The organism is Streptococcus sanguinis, from assembly GCF_008329445.1.
In the GTDB taxonomy this organism is placed as follows: Bacteria; Bacillota; Bacilli; order Lactobacillales; family Streptococcaceae; genus Streptococcus; species Streptococcus sanguinis_O.
This window is the reverse complement of record NZ_VIBR01000001.1, coordinates 737740-751536: the sequence shown is the minus strand read 5'-3', so window position 1 is coordinate 751536 and position 13797 is coordinate 737740. Positions and strand designations below refer to the sequence as shown.

Sequence of the window (13797 nt, the reverse complement as noted above, 5' to 3'; positions counted from 1 at the left end):
GATATATGGTATAATGGGCCTATCGCATATTTTTAGGAGAATAAAAATGAACATACAGCGCGAAAAAGAATTTGTTAGTCAGTACCATTTTGACGCTCGAAATTTTGAGTGGGAAAAAGAAAATGGAACACCTGAAACCAAGGTTGATGTGAATTTCCAATTGGTCAAAAGAGATGTCGAAGCCCATACAACTTCATTGATTGTGATTTTGACTTTTATGATTGTTTTTGAGAATTTTGTTATCAGCGGAACTATTTCGCAAGCTAACCACATTCACGGTCGTCTTATTGAGGAACCGAGTGAATTTGACCACGATGAAGTAGAAGAGCTGGCTCGGCCTTGCTTAACCATGCTCAATCGCTTGACTTATGAAGTGACAGAAATTGCTCTAGATTTGCCAGGCATTAATTTGGAGTTTTAATCATGAAGTTAGCGGTTATCACAGATTCATCGGCCTATCTGCCGGCTTCGCTGCTAGAGAGCGAAAATCTTTTCGTCTTGGATATTCCGGTCGTGATTGACGGTGAGTCTTATGTCGAAGGAAGAAACTTAACAGCTAGTGAATTTTATGAAAAAATGGCTCAGTCAGATGAATTGCCTAAGACCAGTCAGCCTAGCATTGCGGACCTAGAAGAGATTCTTACCATTCTAGACGGCAAAGACTATACCCATGTTCTGGGACTCTTTCTATCTAGCGGAATTTCTGGTTTTTATCAAAACATTCAGTATCTGAAAGATGAATTTCATGGTTTGCAAATTGCCTTTCCAGATTCTAAGATTACCAGTGCACCGCTCGGTATTATGGTTCAATCTGCTCTAGAGTGGGCAGAAGAAGGACTAGATTTTGAAACAATTTTAGCTAATGTCCAGAAGCAGATTGATGGCACCAGCGCCTTTATCATGGTGGACGACTTGGACCACTTGGTCAAAGGAGGACGCCTGTCTAACGGCGCAGCTATTCTGGGAAATCTGCTCAGCATCAAGCCTATTCTGTATTTTAACAATCATGGTGTGATAGAAGTTTTTGAAAAGATTCGGACGGAGAAGAAGGCTACCAAGCGTATGCTGGAACTTGTCCAAGAAAGAACAGCGGGCGGTGTTTATCAGATTATGGTTATCCATGGCAATGCGCCAAAAAAAGCAGCCGAGCTTCAGAAAAATCTGCTAGACAGCGGTATTGCTAGTGAAGTTCCTATCGCAACCTTTGGCAGTGTCATTGGAACGCATCTAGGCAAGGGGAGCGTTGCACTTGCTTATATTCCTGTGATTTGATTGTCTGAATATCTGAGCTTGTCTCTGTAAGGAGGAAAACATGAGTATCAAAGTTATTATTGCTGGTTTTAAAGGGAAAATGGGCCAAGCAGCCTATAAAATGGTAACAGAAGATCCGGAACTAGAATTAGTTGGACTGCTGGATCCCTTTACGGATGAAAAAGAAGTGGCTGGTGTTCCCGTCTTCAATGCCAAGGAAGAATTGGCTGGACTGGAAGCCCATGTCTGGGTTGATTTTACAACCCCAAAAGTAGCTTATGACAATACTCGCTTCGCCCTAGAACAGGGATTTTGCCCAGTGGTCGGAACTACAGGTTTTACTCCTGAGCAGTTGGAAGAGTTAATCACACTGTCTAGGGAAAAGAAGCTGGGTGGATTGATTGCTCCAAACTTTGCTTTGGGGGCTGTTTTACTAATGCAGTTTGCAGCTCAGGCAGCTAAGTATTTTGCAAATGTAGAAATTATCGAGTTGCATCATGATCAGAAAAAGGATGCTCCGAGTGGGACGGCTATCAAGACAGCCGAGCTCATCAGTCAAGTCAGACCAAGCAAGCAGCAGGGAGCTGCTGATGAGGAAGAGTCTATAGTTGGCGCCCGCGGAGCTGATTTCGATGGCATGCGTATTCATTCGGTCCGCTTGCCAGGTTTGGTTGCCCATCAAGAAGTAATCTTCGGCAGCCAGGGAGAGGGATTGACCATGCGACATGATTCCTATGACCGTGCTTCCTTTATGACAGGGGTTAATCTTGCCATTAAAGAAGTTGTCAAACGCTCAGAATTAGTCTATGGATTGGAACATTTACTATGAGATTAGAAACTCTGCCTTCTGAATTTCAGGAGGCTTTGCCAGTATTAGAGAAGATAAAAGCGGCTGGCTTTGAAGCTTATTTTGTTGGGGGCTCTGTTCGAGATGCCCTTTTGCAGCGACCTATTCACGATGTGGATATCGCTAGCTCCAGCTATCCTGAGGAAACCAAGCGTATCTTTGACCGGACAGTTGATGTGGGGATTGAGCATGGAACTGTCTTGGTTCTGGAAAATAACCGTGAATATGAAGTGACAACTTTCCGGACCGAGGATGTCTATGTGGACTACCGCAGGCCCAGCAAGGTTTCTTTTGTGCGCTCGTTGGAAGAAGATCTCAAGCGGCGCGATTTCACCATCAATGCTCTAGCATTGGATGAAAACGGCCAAGTTATTGATCTTTTCCAAGGCTTGGATGACTTGGAAAATCGGATTTTGCGGGCAGTTGGAACTGCTGCAGAGCGTTTTAATGAAGATGCTCTCCGTATCATGCGGGGTTTTCGTTTTCAGGCTGCCTTAGATTTTGACCTGGAGCAAGATACTTTCGTAGCTATGAAGGATTGTGCTCCCTTGTTGGAAATAATTTCAGTTGAACGAATTTTTATCGAGTTTGACAAGCTCTTGCTGGCTCCGTTTTGGCGCAAGGGTTTAGAGGCACTCTTGACAAGCGGTGCCATAGAATTTTTGCCAGATTTGAAGGGAAGCAGAGCTAAGTTAGAACGGCTCTTTGACTTGGCTTCAGATTTTTGCTTTTCAGCATCCGAGCAAGCTTGGGCAGCCCTTTTGCTAGCCTTGAATGTGCAAGATGTTAAAGGCATTCTAAAAGACTGGAAGACTTCTCGTGAATTTGCCAAGAAAGTAGAAGACTTGGTTGAGATTGCGGCCATTCGCTCAGAACGAGACTTGACCAAGCGAGACTGCTATGACTATGATATTGACTTATTGCTACAAGCAGAGGAGCTTCGACAGGCGCAAGGTTTGGCAGTTGATTTCTCCGCAATTCAGAATCTTGATGCCAGTCTGACTATTCATAACAAACAGGAAATGGTGGTCAATGGCGGCATGCTGATGCAGGTGTTCGGCTTTGAGCCAGGACCAAAACTTGGTCAAATTCTAAAAGAGTTGGAATACGCTATTGTAGATGGCCGCTTGCCTAATGAGCTAGAGGCTATTTACGCCTATATCGAGGAGAAGAAATGAGCGATTTTATCGTTGACAAGCTAACCAAATCAGTAGGAGATAAAACTGTTTTTCGGGATATTTCCTTTATCATTCATGACCTAGACCGGATTGGTCTGATTGGTGTCAATGGAACAGGAAAGACAACGCTGCTGGATGTGTTGTCGGGCAAGTCGGGCTTTGACGGCGATGTCAGCCCTTTTTCTACTAAGACGGGCTATAAAATTACTTATCTGACTCAGGAGCCTGATTTTGATGAGGAGCAGACGGTGCTTGACACCGTTTTATCCAGTGATTTACGGGAAATGCAGTTGATTCGAGAGTATGAGCTGCTCCTGACGGCTTATGATGAAAGTCAGCAGTCTAGACTAGAAGCAGTTATGGCCGAGATGGACTCGCTCCATGCTTGGGAAATCGAAAGTCAGGTCAAGACAGTTCTGTCCAAGCTTGGTCTGACTAATCTGTCTCTCAAGGTTGGTCAGTTATCAGGAGGCCTTCGCCGCCGAGTTCAGCTGGCCCAGGTTCTCTTAGGTGATGCCGATTTGCTCTTGCTGGACGAGCCGACCAACCACCTAGATATTGATACCATTGAATGGCTGACGCATTTCTTGAAAAATTCAAAGAAGACCGTCCTTTTCATCACCCATGATCGCTATTTCTTGGATAATATTTCGACACGGATTTTTGAGCTGGATGGCGGTCGCTTGATTGAATACCAGGGAAATTATCAAGATTATGTCCGTCTCAAGGCAGATCAGGATGAGCGAGATGCGGCCTTGCTTCATAAGAAGCAGCAGCTATACAAGCAGGAGTTGTCCTGGATGCGACGGCAGCCTCAGGCTCGGGCAACCAAGCAACAGGCTCGGATCAATCGTTTTCATGACCTCAAGAAAGATTTGGCAGACCAGACGATTGACAGTAATCTGGAAATGAACTTTGAAACCAGCCGTATCGGTAAGAAGGTCATCGAGTTTCAAAATGTAGACTTTGCTTATGACCAGAAGACTATTCTCTCTCAGTTTAGCTTTTTAATCCAGAATAAGGACCGTATTGGAATTGTTGGAGATAACGGTGTCGGCAAGTCAACCTTGCTCAATCTGATTGCGGGTAAACTTCAGCCTCAGGCTGGTCAGCTCATTATCGGAGAGACAGTTCGAGTGGCCTATTTCTCTCAGCAGATTGAGGGCTTGGATGAGTCTAAGCGGGTCATTAATTACTTGCAAGAAGTGGCCGAGGAGGTCAAGATAGGCAGCGGAACGACTTCCATTGCAGAACTCTTGGAGCAGTTTCTTTTTCCTCGTTCTACTCATGGGACTTTAATCGAAAAGCTTTCTGGCGGAGAGAAAAAGCGTCTTTATCTGCTCAAGCTTCTCTTGGAAAAGCCGAATGTCTTGCTTCTTGACGAGCCGACTAATGATTTGGATATTGCAACTCTGACGGTCTTGGAAAACTTTCTGCAAGGCTTTGCCGGTCCAGTTATTACAGTGAGCCACGACCGCTATTTCCTAGACAAGGTAGCCAGCAAGATTTTGACTTTTGAAGATGGGGGCATTAGAGAATTTTTCGGCAATTACACGGATTACTTAGATGAAAAAGCCTTTCTGGCAGAAAGCTCTGCCATTTCCCAAAAGACTGAAAAGGAAAAATCGACCAAAGTGCGCGAGGAGAAAAAGCGCATGACCTACTTTGAAAAGCAGGAGTGGGAGTCTATTGAGGCTGATATCGAGGCGCTGGAGGAGCGGATTTCTGAGATTGAAGTGACCATGCAGGAGAATGGTTCGGACTTTGCTCGCCTGTCTGAACTCCAGCAAGAACTGGATGAGCAGAACGAGAAACTGCTGGAAAAATACGAGCGCTATGAATACCTGAGTGGTTTAGATGGATGAAAGAAGTAGTGTTTAGGCAGAGCTGGTTGAAAATATTCATTTTAGCTATATTGGCGAGCGCTTTTGCTGTCTTTATGACTGCAGTTCTTGTATTACCATCTAAAAACGGATATTTGTTATTTGACTCCAATATTTTTGTGATTGAAAAAATGTTTTTAGTGATAGGTACAATTGTTTTTGATTTTCTCTCTATTTTAGTATGGATTTGTTTGTTTAGAGATAAACGTTTTCTACGTCTGACTGAACAGGGCTTTTACTTTAAACCCCTTCTTTTTAGAGAAGTTTCGTTTTATAGTTGGGAAGAAATCCAGAGAATAGACTATAGAATTGAACGTATTCGACATTATGCAAAATATCAATTATTCAATAAGAGTCATATTTTGACGATTTGTTTTCATTCAGTGGATCCTGCGGTTTTGAAGAGAAGAAGGCTTGCTTCTAGAAAAAGCAAAAAATATAAGTTTGGTATTCCTGAACCGTTAGAAATTACTCTTATGTTATTGAAAAAAGAGAAACCAAAATATATTTATGAAACGATGATGGATTACCATAATCAATGGCGAGCAAGTCAGAAGGATATTTAAGGTGAAGATATAGTCCGAACAGTTTCGTAAACTGTAAATCTAAAACCTTTAGAGATGGAACGGAGGTATCTATGAAACTAAGATTGGAAAATACCAACTCGAAAAAGACACAAGAACTGGGAAATTTAATCAGATCCTACAATCGCTCTAAAAGAGAGTCCTCCAAAAGTGAGCCTCTTAACATCTATGTAGAAGACGAACAAGGAAATCTGCTGGCTGGTATTGCGGCCGAAACTTTTGGTAATTGGCTGGAGATTGAGTATTTGTATGTGAACGAGGATTTGCGAGAACAAGGCATAGGCTCAAAAATACTGTGTAGGGCTGAACAAGAAGCTAGAGAAAGAAAATGCAAATATTCATTTGTAGATACGTATCAGTTTCAAGCGCCAGATTTTTATAAGAAGCACGGCTATACAGAAGTGTTCGCGTTGAAAGAATACCCCTATACTGGTGAAAGATACTATTATACAAAAGACTTGTGAGTTTGGCTTTGGGAATAAAGAAGAATTCGATTTTCACTTTTCTTTATGCAAACCTTTTCCTTACTGAAAAAATCTGATATAATGATGATAAATAAAACACAGAGGAGAACATCATGTCGAAAAAAATAATCGGAATTGACCTTGGTGGAACATCTATTAAGTTTGCTATTTTGACTTCAGAGGGCGAAATTCAAGAAAAATGGTCCATTAAAACCAATGTTTTGGACGAAGGCAGCCACATCGTAGATGATATGATTGAGTCAATCCTGCATCGTTTGGAATTACTTCAGCTTTCAGCAGAGGATTTTATTGGGATTGGTATGGGATCGCCAGGAGTTGTTGACCGAGAAAAGGGCACTGTTATTGGTGCTTACAACCTCAATTGGAAGACGCTGCAGCCGGTCAAGGATAAGATTGAAAAAGCTACTGGAATTCCTTTCTATATTGACAACGACGCTAACGTTGCCGCTTTGGGTGAACGCTGGATGGGCGCTGGAGAAAACCAGCCTGATGTAGTCTTCATGACACTGGGTACAGGTGTTGGCGGAGGAATTGTTGCAGAAGGCAAGCTCTTGCACGGACTTGCTGGAGCAGCAGGAGAGTTGGGCCACATCACTGTTGACTTTGATCAGCCAATTCAGTGTACCTGTGGTAAGAAAGGATGCTTGGAGACGGTTGCATCCGCGACTGGTATTGTCAATCTGACTCGTCGCTATGCTGATGAATATGCCGGAGATGCTGAGCTGAAAAAACTGATTGATAACGGTGAAGATGTTAATGCAAAGGTTGTCTTTGACTTGGCGAAAGAGGGCGATGAGCTGGCTCTGATTGTCTATCGCAATTTCGCGCGCTATCTAGGAATTGCCTGTGCTAATATTGGCTCTATCCTCAACCCATCTACAATAGTTATCGGTGGTGGCGTATCAGCTGCGGGAGACTTCTTACTTGATGGTGTGCGCAAGGTTTATGAAGAGAATAGCTTCCCACAGGTTCGTACTTCAACTAAGTTAGCCTTGGCTACTCTTGGAAATGATGCCGGTGTTATTGGGGCAGCATCATTGGTTTTACAATAATTCAACAAGTTTGCTTTATTTGTTCTCCTGCAGAAAGGTCTGTAGGAGAATTTTTATTGAAAATTTGCTATACTAGAAAAAGCTCACTGATGAAGGAGAAATCATGACTCTAGCAGATACGATTTTCAAAGAGAATATTAAAAAAATTATGGAGCAAGGTGTTTTTTCTGAAAATGCTCGTCCGCGCTACAAGGATGGAAATGTGGCTAACTCCAAATATATCACTGGTTCTTTTGCGGAATACGATTTGAGCAAGGGCGAGTTTCCAATCACAACTCTGCGCCCTATTGCTATCAAGTCTGCCATCAAGGAAGTCCTTTGGATCTATCAAGATCAGTCCAATAGCCTGGAACTGCTCAACGACAAGTATCATGTTCACTACTGGAATGACTGGGAAGTTGGCGATACGGGTACTATCGGGCAGCGCTACGGAGCTGTTGTCAAGAAGCACAATATTATCCATAAAATTCTTCAACAGTTGGAAGCCAATCCTTGGAACCGTCGCAATATCATCTCTCTCTGGGATTATGAAGCTTTTGAAGAGAGTGACGGCCTGCTTCCATGCGCTTTTCAAACCATGTTTGACGTTCGGCGTGTAGATGGAGACATTTATCTGGATGCGACTCTGACTCAGCGCTCAAATGATATGTTGGTTGCTCACCACATTAATGCTATGCAGTATGTGGCTCTGCAGATGATGATTGCCAAGCATTTCGGTTGGAAGGTCGGCAAGTTCTTTTACTTTATCAATAACTTGCACATCTATGATAATCAGTTCGAGCAGGCGGAGGAGCTATTGCGTCGGGAACCTAGCGACTGTCACCCTAGGCTCGTGTTAAATGTGCCGGATGGAACCAATTTCTTTGATATCAAAGCAGAAGATTTTGAGTTATTAGACTATGATCCCGTTAAACCTCAGCTGAAGTTCGATTTGGCTATTTAACGATTTTGATAAGTGTATGCGAAAACTGCCAACCTCTGCAAAAGTTCTGCTTGAATCATACTTTAAACATGCCTTTTTACAGCAAATTTGATAGAATAGAGTTACTAATACAAAGGATAAAAGGATGACAAAGAAGATTATTGCCATTTGGGCTCAGGCAGAGGATGGTCTGATTGGAAAAGACAAGGTCATGCCTTGGCATCTCCCCGCAGAATTGCAGCATTTTAAGGTAACAACGACTGGACATGCTATTTTGATGGGGCGTGTGACCTTTGATGGTTTGCAGCGTCGCGTTTTGCCAAATCGGATTAGTCTGATTTTGAGCAGGGACAAGAACTATCAAGTTGACAATGAGAATGTCTTGCTGTTCAGCAATGTGGAAGATGTCTTGGATTGGTACCACAAGCAAGATAGAAACTTGTATATTATTGGCGGAGCGCAGATTATCAGGGCTTTTGAGCCGTATTTGGAAGAATTGATTCAGACTCAGATTGCTGCTAAGCTGGAAGGAGATACCTATTTCCCTGAGACATTTGACTGGGCTCCTTATCAGGAAGTTAGCAGTGAATTTCATGCCAAAGATGAAAAGAATCCTTATGATTTTACTATAAAAAGATACCGAAGGAAGGACTCGTAAGAATGGAACGTAGTATTTTTGGTTTTTTTACGGCCTTTTTATGTGTCATTTGTCTTATTTGTGCCGTTCAAACCTTTCGGAAAAAGCGGTTTGGACTGGCAGCTTTATTTTTGCTGAATGCTTTTACAAACTTGGTAAATTCCATTCATGCTTTTTATATGACACTTTTTTAACATGTACGAAAGAAAATAAATAGATTTAGAATTTTAGAATTGGAGTAAACAATGCCTACAAGTCGTAATGATGATATGATAGTTTTTTGTTCTTTCTGTGGGAAGAACCAAGATGAGGTGCAGAAGATTATCGCTGGTAACAATGCCTTTATCTGTAATGAATGTGTGGAGCTGGCACAGGAGATCATCCGTGAAGAGCTAGCCGAGGAAGTGCTGGCAGATTTATCTGAGGTACCAAAACCTCAGGAGCTGCTGAATATCTTGAACCACTATGTTATCGGGCAAGACCGAGCTAAGCGTGCCTTAGCAGTAGCGGTCTATAATCACTACAAGCGTATTAACTACCACGACAGCCGAGAAGAAGAAGATGTGGAACTTCAAAAGTCAAATATTTTGATGATTGGTCCGACCGGGTCAGGTAAGACCTTCCTGGCACAGACTCTGGCTCGCAGCCTTAATGTGCCTTTCGCCATTGCGGACGCAACTGCTCTGACTGAAGCTGGTTATGTCGGTGAAGACGTGGAAAATATCCTGCTCAAACTTTTGCAGGCAGCTGACTTTAATATTGAACGTGCAGAACGCGGGATTATCTATGTTGATGAGATCGACAAAATTGCCAAGAAAGGTGAGAACGTCTCAATTACTCGTGATGTTTCAGGCGAAGGAGTTCAGCAAGCTCTGCTGAAGATTATCGAAGGTACCGTAGCTAGTGTACCTCCGCAAGGTGGACGCAAGCATCCGCAGCAGGAAATGATTCAAGTTGATACTAAGAACATTCTCTTCATTGTTGGTGGTGCTTTTGACGGTATTGAAGAAATCGTAAAACAGCGTCTGGGTGAGAAAATCATCGGTTTCGGTCAGAACAACCGAGCAATCGACGAAGATAGTTCCTATATGCAGGAAATTATATCAGAAGACGTTCAAAAATTTGGAATTATTCCTGAGTTGATTGGCCGTTTGCCTGTTTTTGCTGCTCTGGAGCAACTGACAGTTGATGATTTGGTCCGGATTTTGAAAGAGCCTAGAAACGCCCTTATTAAGCAGTACCAGGCGCTTCTATCTTATGATGATGTTAAGCTTGAATTTGACGAAGATGCTCTGCAGGAGATTGCCAATAAAGCGATTGAACGTAAAACAGGTGCACGTGGGCTTCGCTCTATCATCGAAGAAACTATGATGGATGTCATGTTTGAAGTTCCGAGTCAGGAAAATGTTAAACTTGTCCGCATTACCAAAGAAGCAGTAGATGGAACAGATAAGCCTATTCTAGAAACTGCCTAACGAGGTGCTTATGGAAATCAATACCCACAACGCAGAGATTTTGCTGAGTGCAGCCAATAAATCGCATTACCCTCAAGACGATATTCCAGAGATTGCCTTAGCTGGCCGCTCCAACGTTGGCAAGTCCAGCTTCATCAATACACTGCTTAATCGTAAGAATTTAGCGCGAACTTCTGGAAAACCTGGGAAAACTCAGCTGCTAAACTTTTTCAACATTGATGATAAACTGCGTTTTGTCGATGTGCCAGGTTACGGCTATGCCCGTGTTTCCAAAAAAGAGCGTGAAAAATGGGGCCGGATGATTGAGGAGTATCTGACCAGTCGTGAAAATCTCAGAGCGGTTGTCAGCCTTGTCGATCTGCGGCACGATCCGAGCGCAGATGATGTGCAGATGTATGAATTTCTGAAATATTATGACATTCCAGTTATTCTAGTAGCGACTAAAGCTGATAAAATCCCTCGCGGAAAATGGAATAAACACGAGTCAGCCATTAAGAAAAAGCTGGACTTTGACAAAAATGATGATTTCATTCTTTTTTCCTCAGTCACCAAGGATGGTTTAGACGCTTCTTGGGACGCGATTCTTAGTAAGATATAAACTTTAGTACTTGATCTTGAAAGTTAGATAATTGAAGTTTAAAATTATGATTAAAAAACAACTTACTTCCGATATTTTCAGAAGTAAGTTGTTTTTTAATCAACTATTTGACAATATAATCTATTATCTATGCTGCATGGAAAAAATAAATCCTCTCAAGATTGAATGATAGGTTTTATTTGAATTAATAATAAATATAAGTTTTTTGTGTTTTGGTATTTCTAAATATCTTGCTTATAATTTTTTCGGATAAAAGGGAGAATGGGATGCTTTTTTCTATAGAATAAGACTAAATTTTTTAGAAAAAAATATATAGTTGTGATAAAATAGTATAAAATACAACTTGGAGAATAGAAAATGAGCGGTACAATTTTGAGTAATAGTGAAATTTCAGCTATCCACAGTAGAGAAATTAAGGTTGTGGCAGCTGAGAAGGAAATTAAGACCAATAAAGATACAGTCAGTCGTTATAGTGGTAATTCTTTAGCTCATAATCACTTAGATAAAGAAGAACAGATGGTTAGCCAAATGTTGGATTCTGTTAGTCAGTTTGCAGATTGTATTCAGGAAATAGGCATCAACTTTGATTTGATGGACTCAGATATTGCTTCTAAGATTGATAAATAAGGTAATAGGAGAAAATGCAATGGGTGTGAAAGTTGAAATTGGAACGATGAGTGTTCAGTCTACCTCAGCCAAGAGTGTTTTGGATGAACAGGTTAAGACTTGTCAGCTACTTATTGAACGCTTCAATCAATTTTGTGAAGACGATTCTTTAAAGGGTAAAGGCTATACTAGTGCCAAACAATATTCTCAGTCTGTCTATCTTCCTCTTTTGAATGGAATGCGTATTTATCTTGAAACACTTAGTCAAGCTATTTTTAGCTTGCATCCTAAGTATACTAGTGAGGTCGGCAATGAAAGTTTAGATCAAGATATTCTTGAAAAGCAGATTTCTTCCTATGAGATTATTAAACAGGTTCAGGAAGCTGTTCTTTCTCTTCCTGGTGCCAGTAAAATTATGTCAAGTCAAACTAGACAAAGTATTTCAGATAGCATTAATAATCTTTCTGATCAAATCTCAGTTATTCAGGAGAAATTAGATAAACTCTTAGCTTTTGATAGTAGCTCTAGTTCATTGTTTAATCAACTGTCTGATCTTAACCAAGCTATCAAAGAAGGTATGGCTTCAATTCAACTCAACAAGCAATTCCAAGGAGGTGTCTTTCTTCTTCCGACTAATATGAGTTGGAAGAAAAAATTAGTAATAGGAGATAAGATAAAACTTCAAAGAGATATCTATAAAAATATGCCTAAAGGTGACTTTGGAGGAGATCAAAGTTCGCCCCTAAGTAGTTATAAATATGGTAGTAGGGATGAAAAGAAGAGACTTGAAGATATTATTAAAAAATATCATCCTGAAATTGAAACTGAAAAAGATGTTATTGATTATCTAACTAAATTGGAGGATGAAGGCTGCGGGTATGTTGCGCTAATCAATACTTTATATAGTCGTTATAAAGGAACAGAACAAGAATTTGAAAACAAATTTGGTTTTCCAATGTTTATAGAGAAAAATGGGAAAAAAATTCCGAATTATAATTCTGCTATTGTAGATTTATATGCAAGTCAGGACAATCATAATAACGTTTTTTTCTTCTTTGATACTTACAATACTCAAGAGGATGAAAGCTCAATTCGTGGATCGGGAACAACTGATCAGAGCAGAGAATATCGTTATGAACGATATTTAAAAGACAAGGGAATATCAGTTGATGTTTTTCAAAGTGAAGGTGTATATCCAATCAATTCAACAGTGGAAAATTATGAAAAATATAAGGATCAAGGCGAAGTGCTTGTTAGAGAGAGTGAGGGTACTGTATTTTATAATATGGATGGTACAGAATTTACCAAACTTAACGGCGGTCATGTTGTAACTATTACTGGTGTAACTGATGATGGATGGTTTATCGTTTCTTCTTGGGGACATGAGTATAAACTAAATCCAGCTCAAATAGTTGATGGTTCATTGCAGGTGGTAAAATATTATGAGTAAGAGAATGTTATTGGTTTTAGCTATACTTATAAGTTCTTTGATAATTATAGGAGGTATTTTAATGTTACAAGGTAACAAAAGAAGCTCAATGGTGCCTGAAAAAAGAGAAAAAAATATATTTATTGCTATGAAAGAAGTTGACCTTGATAAAGCATATCAATTTGGTCTATCAGATGATAAAAAAAATATCAATGATGAGTATTTGGAAATGCAAAATGCTTATCGTACAGTTCTATTTGACTATTTAAATAGCCAAATAGATTTCACAGATTTTGATAAAGAGATTTCAAATCTAGAGGTATCTAAATATTTTAGGTTATTACAAAAACCTCTGACGGAAGTTGATAATTGTGAAGATTACTTTTCAACGTTGTCGCATTTAAAGTCAAATTATCTTTATCTTCGTAATCATATTTTCGTAGAACGCTTGAGCAAAGATGATTTTCAAATTTTAAAAGATATCAAGAATGGAAAAGTTCTTAAACATCAAGAACAAGAAGAATTTGTTAAACGAACGTTCTTACAAGTTTTATCATATTATAAAGATATTAAAAATCCCAAAGCTGTTGTTCAGTATAGACAATATAGTGGAGCGATAAAATCTAACATAGAACAATCAGCTATTTTGTTCTCAATTGAATATCGAGAACCATCAGATTATTCTGATATAGCATATTTTTCAGATGATGAATCAGAGAAAAGACAAAAGGAACTTTTGAAATACGATGAACTTGTTTTAAAATATGAAAATGAATTTACGGAAAAACTAGGAGTTCAGGTGAGAATTGAAAACTCTTTATATTCATCAATCAGAAAAACTTAGTTTAGA

At 40.3% G+C, this 13797-nt stretch carries 16 protein-coding genes; all 16 read left to right on the top strand.

Annotated elements, in window-relative coordinates; translation table 11 throughout:
• Positions 1 to 46 precede the first annotated feature (46 nt).
• The 16 genes from FKX92_RS03885 to FKX92_RS03805 all read left to right on the top strand — a co-directional run bounded on the left by FKX92_RS03885 (position 47) and on the right by FKX92_RS03805 (position 13791).
• Positions 47 to 421, top strand: a complete 375-nt coding sequence (locus FKX92_RS03885; RefSeq protein ID WP_002915309.1) for a DUF1149 family protein — start codon at positions 47 to 49, stop codon at positions 419 to 421.
• Between the two features lie 2 nt (positions 422 to 423).
• A complete protein-coding gene (locus FKX92_RS03880) occupies positions 424 to 1272 on the top strand; it encodes a DegV family protein (protein WP_002897645.1) in 849 nt (282 codons plus the stop codon).
• A gap of 40 nt (positions 1273 to 1312) precedes the next feature.
• On the top strand, positions 1313 to 2080 hold the full coding sequence (gene dapB, locus FKX92_RS03875) for a 4-hydroxy-tetrahydrodipicolinate reductase (protein WP_149565580.1): 768 nt from the start codon (positions 1313 to 1315) through the stop codon (positions 2078 to 2080).
• Complete coding sequence (locus FKX92_RS03870; protein WP_149565579.1) at positions 2077 to 3276, top strand: CCA tRNA nucleotidyltransferase; 1200 nt, start codon at positions 2077 to 2079, stop codon at positions 3274 to 3276. The genes dapB and FKX92_RS03870 overlap by 4 nt, the downstream gene beginning before the upstream one ends.
• Entirely contained in the window at positions 3273 to 5141 is a 1869-nt protein-coding gene (locus tag FKX92_RS03865; RefSeq protein ID WP_125401621.1) for an ABC-F family ATP-binding cassette domain-containing protein, read from the top strand. The genes FKX92_RS03870 and FKX92_RS03865 overlap by 4 nt, the downstream gene beginning before the upstream one ends.
• Positions 5138 to 5725 (top strand): hypothetical protein, encoded by a 588-nt coding sequence (locus FKX92_RS03860; protein ID WP_125401622.1) that lies wholly within the window; start codon positions 5138 to 5140, stop codon positions 5723 to 5725. The genes FKX92_RS03865 and FKX92_RS03860 overlap by 4 nt, the downstream gene beginning before the upstream one ends.
• 71 nt (positions 5726 to 5796) lie before the next feature.
• Complete coding sequence (locus FKX92_RS03855; protein WP_125401623.1) at positions 5797 to 6207, top strand: GNAT family N-acetyltransferase; 411 nt, start codon at positions 5797 to 5799, stop codon at positions 6205 to 6207.
• A gap of 113 nt (positions 6208 to 6320) precedes the next feature.
• Entirely contained in the window at positions 6321 to 7280 is a 960-nt protein-coding gene (locus FKX92_RS03845) for an ROK family glucokinase (protein WP_125401624.1), read from the top strand.
• Positions 7281 to 7383: 103 nt separating this feature from the next.
• On the top strand, positions 7384 to 8223 hold the full coding sequence (locus FKX92_RS03840) for a thymidylate synthase (RefSeq protein ID WP_125401625.1): 840 nt from the start codon (positions 7384 to 7386) through the stop codon (positions 8221 to 8223).
• Between the two features lie 124 nt (positions 8224 to 8347).
• Positions 8348 to 8860: a dihydrofolate reductase gene (locus FKX92_RS03835; protein WP_149565578.1), complete on the top strand. Its 513-nt coding sequence runs from the start codon at positions 8348 to 8350 to the stop codon at positions 8858 to 8860.
• 2 nt (positions 8861 to 8862) lie between these two features.
• Positions 8863 to 9033 carry a hypothetical protein gene (locus tag FKX92_RS03830; protein WP_002895584.1) on the top strand — a complete coding sequence of 57 codons (171 nt, stop codon included), beginning with the start codon at positions 8863 to 8865 and terminating at the stop codon, positions 9031 to 9033.
• Positions 9034 to 9084: 51 nt separating this feature from the next.
• A complete protein-coding gene (gene clpX / locus FKX92_RS03825) occupies positions 9085 to 10314 on the top strand; it encodes an ATP-dependent Clp protease ATP-binding subunit ClpX (RefSeq protein ID WP_125401627.1) in 1230 nt (409 codons plus the stop codon).
• A gap of 10 nt (positions 10315 to 10324) precedes the next feature.
• Positions 10325 to 10912, top strand: a complete 588-nt coding sequence (gene yihA / locus FKX92_RS03820) for a ribosome biogenesis GTP-binding protein YihA/YsxC (protein WP_009660426.1) — start codon at positions 10325 to 10327, stop codon at positions 10910 to 10912.
• A gap of 357 nt (positions 10913 to 11269) precedes the next feature.
• Complete coding sequence (locus tag FKX92_RS03815; protein ID WP_149565577.1) at positions 11270 to 11539, top strand: TIGR04197 family type VII secretion effector; 270 nt, start codon at positions 11270 to 11272, stop codon at positions 11537 to 11539.
• Positions 11540 to 11558: 19 nt separating this feature from the next.
• Entirely contained in the window at positions 11559 to 12968 is a 1410-nt protein-coding gene (locus tag FKX92_RS03810) for a T7SS effector LXG polymorphic toxin (protein WP_149565576.1), read from the top strand.
• Positions 12961 to 13791 (top strand): hypothetical protein, encoded by an 831-nt coding sequence (locus FKX92_RS03805; protein WP_262405215.1) that lies wholly within the window; start codon positions 12961 to 12963, stop codon positions 13789 to 13791. The genes FKX92_RS03810 and FKX92_RS03805 overlap by 8 nt, the downstream gene beginning before the upstream one ends.
• Positions 13792 to 13797: the final 6 nt, after the last annotated feature.